Source organism: Metabacillus arenae, from assembly GCF_014773385.1.
In the GTDB taxonomy this organism is placed as follows: Bacteria; Bacillota; Bacilli; order Bacillales; family Bacillaceae; genus Metabacillus_D; species Metabacillus_D arenae.
In genome coordinates, this window is sequence record NZ_JACXAI010000003.1 from 142,858 (window position 1) to 160,740 (window position 17,883).

A 17,883-nucleotide genomic window follows, 5' to 3' on the forward strand; every position below is an offset into this window, starting at 1 on the left:
TCTGTGCCGTCCTTGGGCCGTAAAACCTTGCGTTTTGCTGTTTTACGGAAGCCTCGAAACAATACGATGGACATCAATACTATGCTGGCCCCTTACTTTTAAGACATACTTTCCAGATGCTCCTCAAGACGATCCATGGTCTGTTCGGCACCCGGGACGGCATATGTTTTCACCTTATCGAATACAGCGGCATTTTCTTCAAAAACTGTGCTATAAGTGAGTTTGGTCTTACCATCAAGATCCTCGAAGATTGCTGTCGCCAGAAAATGGGGAAATACAGCATGTTTGATGACGATTCGCTCGGGTTTAACGACCTCGACAAAGACGTTGGTGTTGGGATAATCAACGCCATTAGGACCGTGCATGATAAACTGCCATGTACCGCCCGGTTTCATTTCAAACTTCTGAAAAGTCGTCGTAAAACCTCGAGGTCCCCACCACTTCGACAGGTGCTCCTCTTTCGTCCAAGCATCAAACACAAGATCGAGTGGAGCATCAAATACGCGAGTGATCACAATCTCGCGTTCACCTACTTGCGTTTCGAATTTGTTTGTTGCGTTGTTTTGGTTCACGTCCATCCCTCCAAAATGACTTTGACTTTTTGAAACCTATATCGCTAGGTAGCTTCCCTTACATTCCTTTCCATATTTAAATAAGGGGTAAGTTTTAAAGACATCATTGATCAACTCCTTTTTCAATCATAGCAAATAAATAATGCATTGATTTCTTTCAGATTGCTCACTTGAATATTCCGATAGATGGGGGATTCGAACCACATACAAGGAAATAATTATTGAAAAAGACGAGAAGGGACAGGAACGAATCAATCGGATCAATTATGAGATAAGCGCTTTGCAAATGCTTCGGGATAAATTGCGGTGTAAAGAAATCTGGGGGGTGGGAGCTAACCGGTATCTCAATCCGGACGAGGATTTGAGGAACGCCGGGTAGAAAACTACAAAGCCTTGAATCAACCGCTCGATGTAGATACCTTATTGCGACGTCAAACAAGAACTAATGAAGGTAATACTAAATGTTTCATCCAAAAATAAACCAACTTCGGGAAATAATTAGGAAATATTTATTCGGATAGAAGGGAGGATAAAAAACATATCAAAGACTGTAAGAACAAATCGCAGGAATAATCATTAAACAAAAGAATGTGATCAAAATTTAATACCACTGACTAATTTTTTGAGTTAAGTCAATGTAAAGTGAACCTTTAAAAATAAGAAAAATTAATTCCGTCTCAATATAACAAGATAACTTAAATTATGAGACAAAATCTTATTTTAGTCTTTAACTTCCTAGAATATATATTATGTAAACTAGTAAAATTTTCGCCTTGAATGGTGTTATCCCCTCAAGTTCCTATAATATCGGTACTTCGGAACGTTCCTTCTGAACATCCTGATAATCTTTAACGTTCTCATGTGAACGTTAATCCTCCTTTTGAACGATAATGGTTTAAATTTGTACATTCAAATTGAAAAAAATTACTCATCGCATACGATTTAAATCAATTTTTAGCCTTTTTACAGAATCATAATTAATCAACGGCTATGTCTTTTATTACCAAAACCCAAGACCGCAGATTTATCCGCTTAGTGATCTAAAACAATTGTTTCACTCGCTTTAACAGGAAAATTCGGCTTTTTCAAAGTAATGAAGCGATGTTTAAGCTGTTGGCTACAACTGGCATGAGACGCTCAGAATTAGTATCTCTAACATGGGAGCAGCTGGATTTATCCAAACAAACGATTCTGATTTAGGGGAAAGGCAAAAAAGAACGATTATTACCCCTTCACCCGCTCCTTATTCCCCTTCTTTCTGCTTATAATGAGTCTTTAGAAGGTTATCAAGCGACAGAACCGGTTTTTTTAAACAAAGATAAAAATCCGCTCAATCCACGTGGTTTGCATTTAATAGTTAAAAATGCCTTACGGAAACCGGGTCCTCCTCCCTCTCGCTTTTCATTGCATCATTTGCGTCATACCTTTGCGACATTAATGCTGCAGGAAAATAAAAATAACGTGGAGTTACGGACGCTGCAAGAATTATTAGGCCATGAAAGTATCACTTCAACAGAAGTTTATACCCATGTAGAGTTTGAACAGAAAAAGAAGGCCATTGATTCGTTTAATATCTTTTAAAATCCTATTCATTTCTTAACGGAAAGAAACTACCCATCATAGGGTAGTTATCTTTTTGCTGTAAAGAACTCTGTGCAGTACTTGGTTGATAAAACCCAGTGGAAAGGTAATCAGTGTATATGGTAATTAAAAATGCTATAACCGGCAATATCTTTTATGAATGAAAAAGAGACAAAATACGCAAGTAGTGCATTAAAACTTGCATATTTTAAGCTCTTTATTTTTACTGCTTGTTATGTTGAAGAACCCTATAGCATTCCTGTAGAGCGTTATTCTTGAGCTTTGATAAAAAAAGGGATCCTCAGTAAGATATGAGTAAGACACGACTCTAACTCAACTTAGGAGGAACCCTTACCATGAATTTTAAAATGCAGGACAAACAAAATCAACTAATCGAAAGAATTTCTGACAAACATCTTGTCGTTGGGGTAGATATTGCCCAACAATTCCACGTAGCCAGAGCTGTCAATTTTCGTGGAATCGTTGTAGGAGATCCAATCACTTTTCAAAATGACGAAGACGGTTTTTCAGCTTTATTAAACTGGATTAATAATCTTAAAAGGTTACATAAATTAGAGGAATCCATTGTGGGAATGGAACCTACAGGACATTACTGGATCAACCTTTCAAAATGGCTAATAAAGCGTGATATTGAGGTAGTGACAGTTAATCCACATTTAGTTAAAAGGAATAAAGAAAATCGTGATAATACGCAATCAAAGAGTGATAAGAAAGATGCCCTGGTCATAGCCGACATGGTGAAGAATGGTTACTACTCTTTTGTCAGACATGCTTCTGAGCCTTTTGAAAAACTTAGAGTTCTTATGTCAAACAGGGATGTCGTTGTTAAAAGGCTTGTAAGCTCGGTTAATCAATTAAATCGCTGGGTGGACATTGTTTTTCCCGAACTCAGACAAGTCTTTAAGGACATAACTAGTAAAGGGGCAATCGCTACACTAAGGCTTTTTCCAACTCCAATGGAACTAGATTCCCTGCAGCCAGAAGAGATTGTGACCGGATGGAAGTCGCTTATGAAAAGGCAGCCTGGGTTAAAGAAAGCCTATTTACTTCTCAATGTATCCAGGAAATCTGTCGGTACCAGGCAAGCCATTGAGGCTCACAAATTCCATCTGGAACAATTACTCGAAGAGTATGATCTTGTGATTCAACAACTTGACAGAGTAGAGCTGGCAATCAAGGAAGAACTCCCTAAAATCCCTTTCGCAGATAAGCTGCTTAATATCAAGGGAATTAGTGAAATTTCATTAGCCGGTATTTTAGGGGAGGCAGGAGATTTAAGTGGATTTTCACATGGCAATTCATTACTCCGCCACGCAGGGCTCCATCTCTCTGAAGCTAGTTCCGGGAAGTGGAAAGGACAAGTAGTCCTATCAAAACGCGGAAGGTCAAGACTTAGACGTTTTCTTTACCTGGCCACTTTGAGCCTGGTGGTGAACAACGCAGAGTTTAAGGTCATCCACTCCAATAACGTGAAAGTTAAGAAAATGAAAAAGATGAAATCCATTATGAAACTGGTTGGTAAATTGGCCAGGATTTTTGTAGGAATAGCCCGAAATAACGAATCGTATTGTCCAAAGAAAGTTCAACCATTAACGGAGTTGGCAGCTTAATTTAATATTTTTGGTTTCTTGAAAAGAAAGTAGATCGAGTGTTGGCTTATTCGCAGGATTTCTAAATATGTACGGAGTACCAGGTTACTTAAACAAAAGGGCTCTGACCCATTCCTATAGCTAGACTGGCCTCCACCCCTTGGATAGGCATGACGAAGGAATGAGAGGGCGATTGACCCGTTGAGACATGGGAGGGAAAGCCTCCAGGGGCGGCGTGGAGAGGTACATTATATGGTAAAATATGGAGTATAACCCTACTCTTCTATTTAACTATGCCTTCACGTAGCCAAATGTCCAGAATCTACTCCTTACAATCAATTAAATGTAATCCTAGGAGGATGAAATCCTGCGAATAAGCGAGCATTCGTAAGATAAACGTATTATACTGAGGGAGTTTAAGAACTTTCCTTCACAAACTGCAAAAAACATTATAATTGTTTTTCAGCGCACTGTTTCAATGCCTTCATTTGTTTTTCTAAACCTTTTTTCATAAATACACGAAAAAGGATACTTAATATCTTTCCTGAAACAGTCTTAGCTGTTACTTCTTCTGTAATATAAAGAATACTAGAATTAGGACTAATTTCTTGAAGGTTATATGAAACATTGATTAAGAAAGAAGGATGATTCATTTGAATACTTATTCTATTATTTTTATTGTATTCAGTAACTTGTCCTTCATACTCTTGAATACGGTTTCCTTCTCTTAACCTTTGTTTAAACTTAACACCAACAGGATTACTAATATCAAACTTCGTTAAATACTCAGTTCCTTCTAATCCTGTCATCCATTCTTTTTGTTTATCATTATCTTCTAAGTAAGAGAATACTACCTCAATAGGGGCTTGAATCTCTGTTTGACTTGTTATTAACAATGTTTTGTACCTCCAATTATCAGCATTGGTCATTATAATTTCTTTACTTTTATTGGAACATATATTTCTGTCTGGTTTAAATGAAAATTTGGATTGATTAATGTTGTTTTATAAATTTCAATTACAGGAAGTCCACCAAAATCAATATTTCGTGCTTGGTGTATCTCTTGATATAATTTTTGATAAGCATGCTTCATATTAGCTCCATATTGACCAACATATGTCAAAGTTGCATACTGTCCTCCTCCTAATTGCTGATATGAAATCTCACCCTCTGAAAAAAATGATTTATTGACCTCTATGCAACTATCAAATCTCAATAAACTCGAAGGTGTTATACTTGGCGCATCATGCCCAACACCTATAAGCAGAAGATCTTTCCTATAAACATTATTCTTTTTAGCCCATTGAATTAATTTGTCAAATGATCCGGGATCAACTTCCTCGTAAGGACCGACACTTCTGATAAAAGCAACATTAATCGGACATAGACGTTTGATTGAGACAGCGGAAATTTCAAATTCACTAAACACTTTTTGATGGTATGAATTCTCAACATTTATATCTGTTTTAATGTGGATTGGCTGTTCTTTATAGTTCTTCGGTGTCATATTGTATTTCTTTTTAAATGCTCTGGTAAATGTTTCTGAATTTTTAAAACCCAAATCAGTTGAAATGTTAATAACTTTCTCATCCCAATATTTCAATGCGAACGCTGCTTGCTCTAATTTAATACGAGTAATATATTGTTTTAATGTTTCTCCAACCACACTTTTAAACATTCTATGAAAGTAAAAAGAAGATAATCCTGCTTTTTTCGAGACCGTATCTAATACTAAATCATCATGTAAATTTGCTTGTATATAAACAAGAATAGGAATAATAACTTCTAACTCCTTATTTTTGATAGCATTCATTAAATCATTCCTTTCATTAATTAATTTATCAAACATCATAATACATCACTTGACTATTCTTGCTTTTTTAGAGAAACATAACATTTATTTTTTAAGAAAGGTAGATACGGACTGTTAGATAGGTAAGGGTAAATTTTAGAAACTGCACAGAGCGTTTTGGCTGTGCGGTTTCTTTTATTCATATATAGTTACCGAGCATATCTGCTTTCCATGAATGAATCGCATGGCTTTCCCTAGCAAATAGTTTCTCTAATATGCCTTTTTCTGTACTCTTCCATTGTCTTTATTTGTCTTAAAATCATCTAAACTCATTATTTCATCATATATATTGAAACTTTCCACCTTCCCCGATTTCCTATAATTTAAATTTTTCTTTTCTGGTCTTGAAGTATGTAGGAAATTTCATTTTTCATACATACCCCTTAATTCCTTTTTTTATATTCGAACTCCTGAAGCTGTCTTCTTTTTCTCTCTGATTTCTTGTTCGTAAAAAATTTTGTAATTCAACTACCACCAATTCTCCTTCTTCCACAATAACAAATTAATAAAAAGTATGAATACATCATTTTCCATTTAGTTGAAGATGAGTCTATATATCTAAAGATTATACGTCTTTTTTACCATTATTACATATATCTTTTTGTTTTAAATTTCCTACATATGGTATATAATAGATATTTAGAGTTAAATAAAAAGTCCTAGACAGATCGATAAAAACGTTCTTTTATAATAGAGAGGAAGATTGAAATGATCGAAGAATTTAAAGAGGTATTTACTTTAGTACAAGCTGGTGTTATGGGTATTACCACTATTTTTATATGGTCAAATATTTTCAAGCCTCATGAAAAGCATTAAGAAATGCATTAAAAATATACATAAGGAGAGAAAAAAGAATGGTAAAAAAACTCAACTACGCTACCCTTAGTCCTGGAGGAAGTATAATCTATAAGCATCTTTTTGGTGATTCGTACAATATTTTTAAGAAAGAAATCGATGGTAACTTAGGTGTAATTCAATTGGGCCAATTATATATTTGGTATGATGACGGATTTCTTTTTAATGAGAATCCTCATCCTACGTTAGTCATTAAAAGAGATCCTTCTCCTCAAATAACTGATTGGGATACGGTCCTTTGTGGAACTGTCTTATTTGCTTCTCATGGGACAAAAGGAAATAAGATAGGCTTAACGCAAGAAGCAAGAATGATTTTAGCAAGATTTCAAAAGGCTTTAATGGGGAACAAAGAAGTTTTTGTTTATGTAAATTATTCAGAAGCAGCAGTATAATTCATAGTATTATATAATCATTTTATTTATAAACAATTACAAATAATAACCTTATATGTTTGTTTTTTCTTTTTTTAATCGCATATATGGCCTGATGACAGGGTTCTTGCTGTAGACCACAATGTAAAGTAGCCAAGAGCACTCTTAAGTTGAGGGCAAGTAAACTTGCCTCGAAAGTAGATTAACTATTAAAAATCATATTAGTTATCTAGCATTTTGCATAGATATATTTAATTAACCCTTGCATGAAAAGGAATTTCCTGTTACATTACAATCAATTAAATATTTTCTTATTTCAATATCTTTTGAAGTGAGGATAGAGGTGCAAAGATCATGAGTACACAATGTAAGGAGAATGAGATCCATTGACCATTGTGGAAAGGGGTATTTGCCGAAGCAGAAAGAATCTCATGTTCTTGAAGCTGGTTCTGCTATTGAATAAATGCAGAACTGTCGTATAGGAAACTATATGGAGGGCTATCTTACGCACGGGAACGATTTTAATACATATTGTTTCTACTGCAACAGCGAGTCCCTCGTTGTTGCTTTTTTGCGTTTTATTTGAAGGGCCCTTACTTAGCTAATTAAAAAATTTTATAAAGGGTGTGTCCTTATGAATTTTGGCCAAGTTTTGACTGCAATGGTTACCCCGTTTGATCATAATGGCGAGGTTGATTTTAACGCGACGAAAACATTAGTTGATTATTTAATTGCAAATGGTACTGATGGATTAGTTGTAGCAGGTACAACGGGAGAGTCTCCTACATTAACAACCGAAGAGAAGGCAGAATTATTCAAATGTGTTGTAAAGGCTGCTGATGGAAGAGTTCCCGTCATTGCTGGGACTGGTTCAAATAACACGAGAGCCTCAATCAGCGTAACTAGACTTGCAGAGGAAGTAGGAGTCGATGGGGTTATGCTCGTTGCTCCGTACTACAACAAGCCGTCTCAAGAAGGATTGTATCAACATTTTAAAGCAATTGCTGAATCAACATCATTACCAGTCATGCTCTATAATATTCCAGGACGAAGTGTTGTAAACATTTCAGCAGAGACAATTGTTCGTCTTTCACAAATTAGTAATATCGTATCAGTAAAGGAAGCAAGCGGCGACTTGGATGCCATGGCAGAAATCATTAGCAAAACACCTCATGATTTTACGCTGTACAACGGTGATGATGGGTTAACACTACCAATATTAGCGATCGGTGGAGCGGGTGTTGTTTCCGTTGCTTCGCATATCATTGGCAATGACCTGCAAGAAATGATCAATCTCTATAAAAAGGGTGATGTCCTACATGCGGCTTCTAAACACCGCAATCTGCTCCCAATCATGAATGCGTTATTTGCTGCACCAAGCCCTTCACCGGTTAAAGCTGCATTAAATATGAATGGGGTACATGTTGGCGGGGTTCGCCTGCCGATGGTACCTTTAAGCGATGAAGAGCAAAATGCGCTTGAAAAAGCACTGCAAGCTAGTCATATTAACGTAATTTGTTAAAACTGATAAAGAGAGATTTTTCTCTCTCTTTATCAGAAATTCCCCCACTTCTTTATAATGTTTTATGCAATCCATATAATATCTTACATCCCTTTTTACCTTTTTATAAATATTTTCATGAAAATAACCAATGCTATTTATGATCATGAGGTAAAGGAGATGATGACATGGGCAACCAAACGGATGGGCGTCAAATTCGCTCAAGAGCTGAAAAAAGAGCAATCGAAAAAGGGCATGATGTTGGAGTGAGCGAATTTTCTAGAGGAAACGGTAGTCAAAACAACCGAATTCCAAATAAATAAAGATAAAAATTCATAAAAATAAAAAATAATCGTATTATTAATCAAAAAGACTGAACTCCGATTTACTTTATGAGCTCAGTCTTTTTAAAATTCACATTATTCGCATTATCAAATATTAAGAAGAAAATATTCCATTTTGTAATTTACAGCAAGATTTTTTTCGTTAAGATTTACATACTCTTTAGTTACATACTTCCCTTCCCCGTCACCTTCCACCTAGCTACTTGCTTCTGAACCCTCGGCGCTACCTCTTTCCCCAGCAGCTCTATCGCTTTCATCACTTCTTTATGAGGCATTGAGCCAACTGATACCTGCAGCTTATCTTAGATGAATAAAATTTCCGATAAAAAAAGAAAAGGCTGCCGTTGGAAAAAACAGCAGCCTTTTATAATCAAATTTAAATATGATTAGATGATGCGAGTTGTCACAATGCCTTCGATTTGCTTTATTTTTTCCTCCAATTGAGGAATGATATCGCCGTTTACTTCGTTGTCAATATCAATCATTGTGTATGCGTAGTCCCCTCGGCTTCTATTCACCATGTCTGCGATGTTTAAATGATAGCTTGATATAGTCTGTGTGATTTGCCCAACCATGTTTGGAACGTTTTGGTGAAAAGTCGCCACACGTCGCTTTCCTGTATAAGGTAGAGAAGCATTTGGAAAATTCACTGAGTTTTTGACGTTTCCTGTTTCTAAAAAGTCCTTCACCTGACGAGCTGCCATAATCGCACAGTTTTCCTCTGATTCTTTCGTAGAGGCACCAAGGTGTGGGATTGGAACGACATTTTTCATTTTTAACACATGTTCATTCGGGAAGTCTGTAATATACTTTCCTACTTTTCCACTTTCAAGTGCAGCTTCCATATCGGTTTCATTCACAAGATCACCGCGTGAGAAATTCAAAATATGAACATCCGGCTTCATGATGCTGAATGTTGCTTGGTTGAACATTCCTCTTGTGCCATCGGTCAACGGAACGTGTACAGTTATATAATCAGCGTTAGCAAACAATTGTTCAATGGTCATCGCACGCTGTACTTTACGGGACAAGTTCCATGCTGTATCAACAGATATGAACGGGTCAAACCCAATGACATCCATGTCTAAATCAAGCGCATCATTCGCGACAAGCGCACCGATTGCGCCTAAACCGATTACACCGAGAGTTTTCCCCTTAATTTCCTTTCCCACAAATTGTTTCTTTCCTGCTTCGACAAGCTTTGGAATTTGTTCTCCTTCTCCATCTAACGTTTTTGTCCAGGCCACACCTGCAAAAAGGTTGCGAGATGATGCTATTAATGTAGTTAATACCATTTCTTTCACAGCGTTAGCATTGGCGCCAGGGGTATTAAAAACAACAATTCCTTCCTCTGTACATTTGTCAACCGGAATATTATTGACACCAGCCCCGGCCCGCGCGATTGCTTTTAACTGATTGCCGAATTCCATTGCATGCATGTTAAAGCTGCGAACAACAATGGCATCAGGGTTTTCGCTGTTATTGTCGACCGAAAAGCTATCCTTATTGAATACATTTAGCCCGCTTTCTGAAATATTATTTAAAGTTTTGATTGTTTTTAACTTGTCTAAAGTAATTGTGCTCATATTGTTTTCTCCTCTTTTCTTTTTGGTTATTTTCAAATTCCCGAGATATTAATGAACATGATTTTAAGCAAGGGAAATTGCCGCCATTCTCATTTTTTTATATCAGTATTTTCTGTATAAATAGAATAGAAAAGTTGTTTCGATTTCGATATCCCCTCCAATTAAACAGAAAGAGGTAAGGGATAAAATCCCTTACCTCTGCCCAGGCGAACGGCTGCGACACTATGTGCTCCCTCACGGTTAACCGTGTTTCGCCAGTTACACATAGTCTTTTCATTTCTTTTATTTTATCAAATTCTAACAAAACTTCAACCACAAATTTAAAAATATTCAATTTTAATTCTTTTCGTTCGGTGATTTGGTAAAATTTACTATTATTTGAATGTTAACATTGAACCGCTAGATTTGAAACTTTAGAAAGAAATACAGTTCCTGTTGGGATTCAGCCGAGATACGTGTAAAAACGGGTCATCGGCTTACTTTTATTTCTAAATTGCACAATATCAAAAATAGTATTAAAGAAACACGAATTGTGAAATTCAACCTAAAAAAGTCGAATTCCTTAGGAACCGACTTTTTAATTTGGCTTGCTAAGCTAAAGCCCCCTATTGGGGGTAATACCAGCGAAGCTGACACCACCCGCAATGTAGATGTAATTATATGGGGAATTATTTATTGATGACCTCGTTATATCCCTGCTGTGCATCGGTGATTGCAAGCTTTGAATAGACCTCCAAGGACTTGCGGGCATGCCCCTGCCAGCTTCCACTCCGTCCAACCAACTCCGCGTCACTTCCTGATTCTGCCCCAATAAGGTCGATGAAATTCACCGGCCATTTTTTAAACGAACGACGAACCGCGGTCTCGGTGTTAGTCTTCGATTGCCTGGTAGACCATGGTCCAGAAGTCGTGGATAAGATGCATCGAATCCGGGGTGGACATCCCGACCTGGGTGAGCAGGATTCCGGTGAGCTGTTTGTCCGGGTCGGCGTATGCCGCAGTTCCGCTTCCGCCGTCCCAGCCGAACTGGCCGATGGACGCGTAGTCGCCGCGGTAGGTGCGCACAGCCATCCCGAAGCCCCAGCCGCCGTGCTGCCCTTGGCCGTGCGACAAATGGACATTGTTTTTGGCCAGGGCGTCTCGGGCTGCTTGCTGCTCGGGCGTGAGGCGGTTGGTGGTCATCAGCTGAACGGCGGGCCGGGACAGGATCCGTTTGGTCCCGTGCATCCCTTGGTTCAGCAGCATCCGTAAATACGCGTGATAGTCGTCGGCTGTTGAGAGCAAGCCACCGCCGCCTGCTTGGAACGCCGGAGGTTTGCTGTAGCGTCCGCCGGTGGCCTCGTCCCACACGATAAATTCTCCAGTCTGCGGATCGGGGTTGTAGGCGGGTGGCAGCCTGTCAATCTTGTTGGCGGGCACGTAGAAGCAGGTGTCCTTCATTCCCAGCGGATCGAGGATGCGTTCGCGCAGGAACGTCTCGAATGTCTGACCCGTGACCCTGGCAACAAGCACGCCGAGCACTTCATTGCTGATGTGGTACTGCCAGCGCTCTCCGGGCTGGTAGCTCAGCGGGAGTGTACCCAGGCGGCGCATCCACTCGTCCGGCTCGGGCAACTCCTCCAGTGGCGTGTCGTATATCCCCACCTCGAAGATCGCGTTTTGGATCGGGGAGCCCTGCAACGTCAAATCCACTCCGAGCCCGAACGTGGAGGTCAACAGATCCCGTACGGTGATCGGCCGCCGCGCCTGCACGGTGTCGTCCAGAGGGCCGTCTGCCCGTTTCAGTACCTGCCGGTCTGAAAGTTCGGGCAGCCATGTGTCTACTGGGTCGTCCAGATGCAGCTTGCACTCGTCGAGCAGGATCATCACCGGTGCGACTGCGACCAGCTTGGAAGTGGACGCCATCCGGAAGATCGTGTCTCGGCGCATCGGCGCGCCACCATCATGGCGCATCGTGCCGATCGCTTCCACGTACGTCTCACCGTATCGGCTGACTAGAGCGACGAGCCCAGGAATCTTCCCGGAATCGACATGCCGTGCCAGCACGTCGCGCATTCTGCGCAGCCCTGTTTCGGAGAAGCCGCTGTTGCTTTGTCCCATCATGGATCTCCTTTCCTTTTCTGATGAATTAAAATTTTCTGTTGTATTCTTTTGCATTTGGTTTCCCTCTCTTTACTTTTTATCAGCCCTATTGTTTTCAACTACAGATTCTCTTTTGTTATTCATGCTTGAAGCCTTTGTCAAAAAGGTGTATTCAATTCATCAAAAAGACTGAATATTGGCAATGATCTGACTCACCTCCTTTTCTGGGTAATCAGAATCGTGATATGTCCTGCACTTAGAATAGAGCCATGTGTTCATCGGACGTTTATTCTACAACCGTTGTCTTGCCCGCCCCATTGGATCAGAGCAGGGGGAAAATACTGCCTTTATCCACCTCGAAATATACGCCCTTTATGACTTGTAGCTATATATCTTTATCTATCTACATATCTAATTCAATACTGCCCATTTTTTGCGAATAACTTTAACTTTCTAGATGCCCTATCTAAATCCCTTCCTTTTTCCAGAATATGGACCGGTTTCGAAACAAAAATAAAAGAGCTCTCTTCAGCTTTTGTGTGTGCTTAATAAATTCACCCCATAAATCAACGTTTTGGAACTTTTAGATTTGACTCTATAAAATTACTAAAATCTATTTATTTCATGTTCCAAAACCCATTCCATTTGATTTTTGGTTATACCTTGTGGTGTTTGGGAAGCTGTATATGTTATTGATGGATTGTTTAAAAATAAATCAGATATCCAGCCTGATACTTTACGGGAACAAATAACAGCAAGTCCAAATAAAGTTGAGGCATATAACGGCATTTCAAAATGGCTTTTTTTCGGTGGAGATGGGGTTATTTCTGAAAATGATCCGGAAAAACAAGAAAAACATATTAAATATAATGATCCCGTTGCTAATGCTGTAATTTTTCAGAATGGTGGTGATATAGCGCTAATTTTATGGTCTCTCATGAAGGAAGGGTATAAGTTTTTACGAGAAGATCTTGTTATGCTGAGTCCATACCTTACAAGGCACATTAAACATTTTGGTGATTATGTCATCGATTACAAAACATCCTTCAAACAGTAGAGGAGAATATACCGGTATAAACATAAAAGGGGTCATCGACTGGAAATAAAAGTAATCCTATGACCCATTTTTACATGTATTTCGGCTAAACCCCCTGTTAGGATACATTGCTTCATGTGAAGAAGTTTGCTTTTGCAGAAATCAACTTTTAATTAAACGTTTGTTTAAACATAACTTCAGAAATCCTTGATTTTATAAGATATGTTTTGAAAAACTTATAAAGCAAGATTGTCCTTTTCAAATTCAAGAAGCTCCTCAAACAAATCTTCTAACTCTTGAGGTTTGCGGCTATTTCTTTTCAAGATTCACTTCCTTCTCCACTCGCTCAATGTACTTATACAAAATTTCTTCTCTTTCCTTTATCAAGTGTACAAACCTCTTCCCTGTCATATAGACCTTCTTAACAAGCTCTCTCAAGCTGGTCTTCGCATGATTTGATAAAAGTTTATATCTTCAAGTTTCTTTCATTAATATTAACATTCCTGTCATCGTGAAAGTGAATGGATCAAAATCAATATGGCGTCTATTCAAGGAATTTTTGCAGAGATAAGATCTACTCAGGATTATATGAGGATACTGCAAATACCAAGGATTTGCTCATAATCTATTTGCAATTTCCTGGGCAAGCGCATAAACTGACTTTTTCCAGCAATAAAGGAAAGAATTCGATCGTTCCATAGGTTTATACCCCATAATGAATGGATGAATCTTTTTATAGAATTGAGCTTGAATAACAGGAAAATGATAAATTTCTTGGATTTCCATGAAAAAAAAACGCTATTCCATGATGATAGGAGCGCGCCTGATTATTTCGTTAATCTACCTATCTAATTCTCTTTCATTCCCTACAGCTACCGGATAATTTGCATGCGAAATCCAATCGCTCCAGCTCCCAGCATATAGCTTAACATTTGAGTATCCTGCTTCTTTTAGAGCTAGAATGTTCGGGCATGCAGAAACTCCTGACCCACAATAAACGATTACTTCTTTAGATAAAGGAATTTTAGAAAAATGAGCGATCAGCTCTTTCTTTTCCCTCCAGCTCCCCTCTTCGTTCAAAATGTCCTTCCAAAAATAATTTTTTGCCCCTGGGATATGTCCCGCTACAGGATCAATCGGTTCCATTTCGCCAAGATAACGTGGATTTTCTCTAGCGTCGATTAAGATTGTGTCTTTATGATTTAACTTCGTCTTAACTTCTAAATGATCTACCCATTTCCAATTATTATTTAATTGTGGAAGTAAAGTTTTCGGGGAAGGATTAGGCACGACTTTAGTAACGGTTTTGTTTTCACTAATCCATTTTTTCAAGCCTCCATCTAATACAGCTGCATCAGATATTCCTATGTAGTTCAATAACCACCATAGCCGAGAAGCGATCATTCCTCCTTGATCGTCATATATAACGACCTTGGAATCATTGCTTATTCCTAATTCACCAAGCTTTTTCGCCAATATGTCTTTATCAGGTAATGGGTGACGCCCTCCGTGTTTATCAATTGGCGTTGAAAGATGTTTTTCAAGATCTACATAAACTGCACCAGGCAAATGTCCCTTTAAATATTGATTATACCCTTCCTCAGGATCGTTCAAATTAAATTGTGTATCCACTATGACTAGCTTTTTATTATTTCTTTCAATTTCAAAAGCAAGCCAATCTGTACTTACAATATATTGCATAACCATTCTCCTTATCTAAAAAATATAGGTTCTCATCATCAAAGTTTACGTTCTAAGCTCATAACTGAATATGCAAAAGTATTAGAGTATACAGGTTGAAAAAATCATTCGTTTTTGGTTTTTATTTCTTTCTTTAAGTAGTTTATTGTATCAGCTCTTTCTTGTATATCTTTGTTATCTAATGTAAGTTGTTCAATCAATCCCCAGACATCTTTCAATTTCCAGGGGAAACTGCAGATGAATTTACCAAAGGGACAGAAAATTTAAAAAAGTGTTTTGGTTATTATTATTACTCATTTTTTAAAAATTGTCTCTATTTTTAAAAAATATCCCCTAGCTTACTGAATTTTCCCAAAATCACCTGATGCTATCTTTACCCCAAATTGCGTCTTATCGACAATGAAAAAGGATCTTCGTAAGAGGGATGTTGTCAAATGCCCATTTAAACAAAAAGCAGATGAATTTCTACTAAATGTAGTGTTCATCTGCTTTTTTATTCACTATATTCTGTGTCTAGCCACGAAGCTATTTAGTTTGTCAACAGCCCCGTAAGGAAGACCCTTTTTTCTACTGCTTCAATTATTCACTAGTTAGTTTCATTACAGTTCGTAAACTTTAATACATGAAATGACTAATATCTGAATGAAATACACTCGGGCGAGTCTTTCTCACTCAACCGCTTTAAACTCTAGATGAGCTAGAACTGACTCTAATTTAAACGCAATCACGATCTATTTCCGTCTCCCATGTCTTAGAAAATACTTGGTTTTCCCCTTCATAGGCAATCATAGTGTTGACAAGGTAGAATTTTTTATCATCACTCCACATTTCACTGAATGTTTCTAGTTTGATTTGCCAATGGTCTCTGCTCATTGTTAGTTCCCAGTCACATTTAACATGGGCGGATAATGGATCATTTTCTTTAATCGTCCATGTGTTTTTATTTTTACTTCCATATTGAATACCGTTCATAGGCAATCGGCGTTCTCCTTCATCCGAAAAGTCAACCAGTTTCCACTCACCGCCTATTGTGTCATGAATCACTTCCCGCGTCCGATTTTCCTTGCGAATGACTTGTCGTTCCATGACAGGAGCTGTTTCTGGCGGAGCAAATCGTCCGCAATTTTTATCCTCTGGATGCGGCGTGCGGACCGGAAGCTCAATACGGGTTTCTTCCCCTGTATACAACGTCAAATTAACGGGCTTTGGCGACGGCCATGCTGAAGGCCAATACGTGGGTGACACTGCTACTTCCAATCTATGTCCTTTCGGAATTTGCTGCCCGAGTGCATCCAGTTTTACTTGAATTTGATATTTTTTCCCTGGCTCTAGTTTTTCTGGGTGCTCATGGGAATCACGATGCGTTAAATTCAACATCCCCCAACTAATCAAAGTCGATTCCCCCGTTGGTGCCTTGTCCATTAACCTAACCGCGATGAGAGCATCCTCCTCGTCGACTGATAATTCAGCGTGAAACACTGGATGACCAAGAAGGTCCACGGTTTCCATTAATGGCTCAGATGTGAACGTAACAGCCTTGCCATTTTCGAATCGTTGATCTGCGGGTAAATCTCCTGGTTGTCCGAATGGGCAGAAAACCCCTGAATAAAAACCATGTTCCTGTACACTCGGAACCAATACCTGTTCCCCTGCTGTTTGCAGAGTTTGGTTCAAGAGTCGTCCATCTGAAAGCCACCATGCTTGTCCTTTTACTTGTGGAGATGGCCACGAAGGATCAGCCACCCATTTCCCTGGTCGCTCCTCGTAGATTACAGCCGGAAGCTCACTATTCTGAATCCAGGAAGTTAACTTTGGCTCCTCTAGGATGCCAGTGTCGATGCCTTTCAGCCATTGATCATACCAGCGCAAAGCTTCCTGTAAAAATCCAATCGCCGGTTCTGGAGTTGCCACTTCTGGATACTCATGAGCCCATGGACCAATCAGACCTTTGCTTTCTTTCGGAAGGTTTTCTAAAAGGCGGAAGATCGCATCGGTATACCCGTCTTGCCAACCGCCGACCGCAAATACTGGGATTTGAATATCTGAGTAGTTCTCGCAAACTGAACCATGTTTCCAGTACTCGTCACGGCGCTGGTGGCGGAGCCATTCCTCTACGAACGGTGGCGTATTCTCTAAGCGATCCCGCCAGTTCTCCTTCCATCTTGCCCCGACAACTTCTGGATCCTGCGGCCTTGCATTGTAGGCAAACATCGTCGATGCCCACCAAAGCATATCTGAGGCAAGTACATTGCCACCTCGATAATGGACATCATCTGCATAGCGGTCATCGGTTGAACAAAGCGTAATAATCGTTTTCAGTGCAGAGTGCTTACGCGCTGCGACCTGTAACCCATTAAAGCCGCCCCATGACTTGCCAATCATGCCAATTGAACCCGTACACCACGGCTGCTCAGCAATCCAAGTCAACACATCTAGCGCATCGTCTTGCTCTTGTTTTAAATATTCATCCAATAAAATCCCATCCGAATCCCCTGAGCCTCGAAGATCCACTCGGATGCTTGCATATCCATGACCCGCGAAATACGGATGACGCACAGAATCACGGATAGCTGTAAAATCATTTTTTCGATACGGCAAATATTCTAAAATAGCCGGCACAGGATTCTTTTCCGCATCTACCGGCAGCCATATGCATGCAGACAGCTTCGACCCATCTGACATGGGAATCCAGATATTTTCAATTTTCTCCACTTCTCGTGGAAAATCATTTTTGATGCTGCGTTTTTGAGAATCCTTGATATTAAAAACCAATTTGGTCATCCTTTCCAATC

The 17,883-nt window shown here is 39.1% G+C and carries 11 protein-coding genes, 3 pseudogenes and 2 riboswitches; of the genes and pseudogenes, 6 read left to right on the forward strand and 8 right to left on the reverse strand.

Annotated elements, in window-relative coordinates; genetic code table 11:
- Window positions 1-98 precede the first annotated feature (98 nt).
- On the reverse strand, window positions 99-572 hold the full coding sequence (locus IC621_RS03915; protein WP_191155946.1) for an SRPBCC family protein: 474 nt from the start codon (window positions 570-572) through the stop codon (window positions 99-101).
- Window positions 573-1,700: 1,128 nt separating this feature from the next.
- Here IC621_RS03915 and IC621_RS03925 point away from each other — a divergent pair.
- A pseudogene (locus IC621_RS03925) lies at window positions 1,701-2,153 on the forward strand (tyrosine-type recombinase/integrase).
- Window positions 2,154-2,509: 356 nt separating this feature from the next.
- Entirely contained in the window at window positions 2,510-3,784 is a 1,275-nt protein-coding gene (locus IC621_RS03930; protein WP_191155950.1) for an IS110 family RNA-guided transposase, read from the forward strand.
- A gap of 428 nt (window positions 3,785-4,212) precedes the next feature.
- On the opposite strand, the gene IC621_RS03935 is transcribed toward IC621_RS03930, so the two are convergent.
- Both IC621_RS03935 and IC621_RS03940 read right to left on the reverse strand, forming a co-directional pair.
- Window positions 4,213-4,659: an SRPBCC family protein gene (locus tag IC621_RS03935; RefSeq protein WP_191155952.1), complete on the reverse strand. Its 447-nt coding sequence runs from the start codon at window positions 4,657-4,659 to the stop codon at window positions 4,213-4,215.
- A 32-nt stretch (window positions 4,660-4,691) separates the two neighbouring features.
- On the reverse strand, window positions 4,692-5,615 hold the full coding sequence (locus IC621_RS03940) for an AraC family transcriptional regulator (RefSeq protein ID WP_224752299.1): 924 nt from the start codon (window positions 5,613-5,615) through the stop codon (window positions 4,692-4,694).
- An 854-nt stretch (window positions 5,616-6,469) separates the two neighbouring features.
- On the opposite strand from IC621_RS03940, the gene IC621_RS03945 reads away from it, so the two are divergent.
- From IC621_RS03945 to IC621_RS26825, 3 genes are all read left to right on the forward strand, one after another.
- Window positions 6,470-6,862 (forward strand): hypothetical protein, encoded by a 393-nt coding sequence (locus tag IC621_RS03945; protein ID WP_191155954.1) that lies wholly within the window; start codon window positions 6,470-6,472, stop codon window positions 6,860-6,862.
- 309 nt (window positions 6,863-7,171) lie between these two features.
- A riboswitch (Lysine riboswitch) is annotated at window positions 7,172-7,350 on the forward strand.
- A gap of 125 nt (window positions 7,351-7,475) precedes the next feature.
- Window positions 7,476-8,363: a 4-hydroxy-tetrahydrodipicolinate synthase gene (gene dapA, locus IC621_RS03950; protein WP_191155956.1), complete on the forward strand. Its 888-nt coding sequence runs from the start codon at window positions 7,476-7,478 to the stop codon at window positions 8,361-8,363.
- Window positions 8,364-8,530: 167 nt separating this feature from the next.
- Window positions 8,531-8,665 carry a hypothetical protein gene (locus IC621_RS26825; protein ID WP_263575981.1) on the forward strand — a complete coding sequence of 45 codons (135 nt, stop codon included), beginning with the start codon at window positions 8,531-8,533 and terminating at the stop codon, window positions 8,663-8,665.
- Window positions 8,666-8,850: 185 nt separating this feature from the next.
- Here IC621_RS26825 and IC621_RS26325 read toward each other — a convergent pair.
- The 3 genes and pseudogenes from IC621_RS26325 to IC621_RS03960 form a co-directional block, all read right to left on the reverse strand.
- Window positions 8,851-8,982: pseudogene (locus IC621_RS26325) on the reverse strand (LLM class flavin-dependent oxidoreductase); the annotation flags it as partial.
- A gap of 90 nt (window positions 8,983-9,072) precedes the next feature.
- The gene (locus tag IC621_RS03955) at window positions 9,073-10,272 is read right to left on the reverse strand and encodes a phosphoglycerate dehydrogenase (RefSeq protein ID WP_191155958.1); all 1,200 of its coding nucleotides are present in this window, start codon (window positions 10,270-10,272) and stop codon (window positions 9,073-9,075) included.
- 193 nt (window positions 10,273-10,465) lie between these two features.
- Window positions 10,466-10,544, reverse strand: a riboswitch (ZMP/ZTP riboswitch).
- A gap of 598 nt (window positions 10,545-11,142) precedes the next feature.
- Window positions 11,143-12,372 (reverse strand): serine hydrolase domain-containing protein, encoded by a 1,230-nt coding sequence (locus IC621_RS03960; protein WP_191156136.1) that lies wholly within the window; start codon window positions 12,370-12,372, stop codon window positions 11,143-11,145.
- 718 nt (window positions 12,373-13,090) lie between these two features.
- Between IC621_RS03960 and IC621_RS03965 the strand changes: the two are divergent.
- Window positions 13,091-13,431, forward strand: a pseudogene (locus IC621_RS03965) (Tn3 family transposase); the annotation flags it as partial.
- Window positions 13,432-14,230: 799 nt separating this feature from the next.
- Here IC621_RS03965 and IC621_RS03970 read toward each other — a convergent pair.
- On the reverse strand, window positions 14,231-15,091 hold the full coding sequence (locus IC621_RS03970) for a sulfurtransferase (RefSeq protein ID WP_191155960.1): 861 nt from the start codon (window positions 15,089-15,091) through the stop codon (window positions 14,231-14,233).
- Window positions 15,092-15,805: 714 nt separating this feature from the next.
- Window positions 15,806-17,863, reverse strand: coding sequence for a CocE/NonD family hydrolase (locus IC621_RS03975; protein ID WP_191155962.1), 2,058 nt, complete (start codon window positions 17,861-17,863; stop codon window positions 15,806-15,808).
- Window positions 17,864-17,883 lie beyond the last annotated feature (20 nt).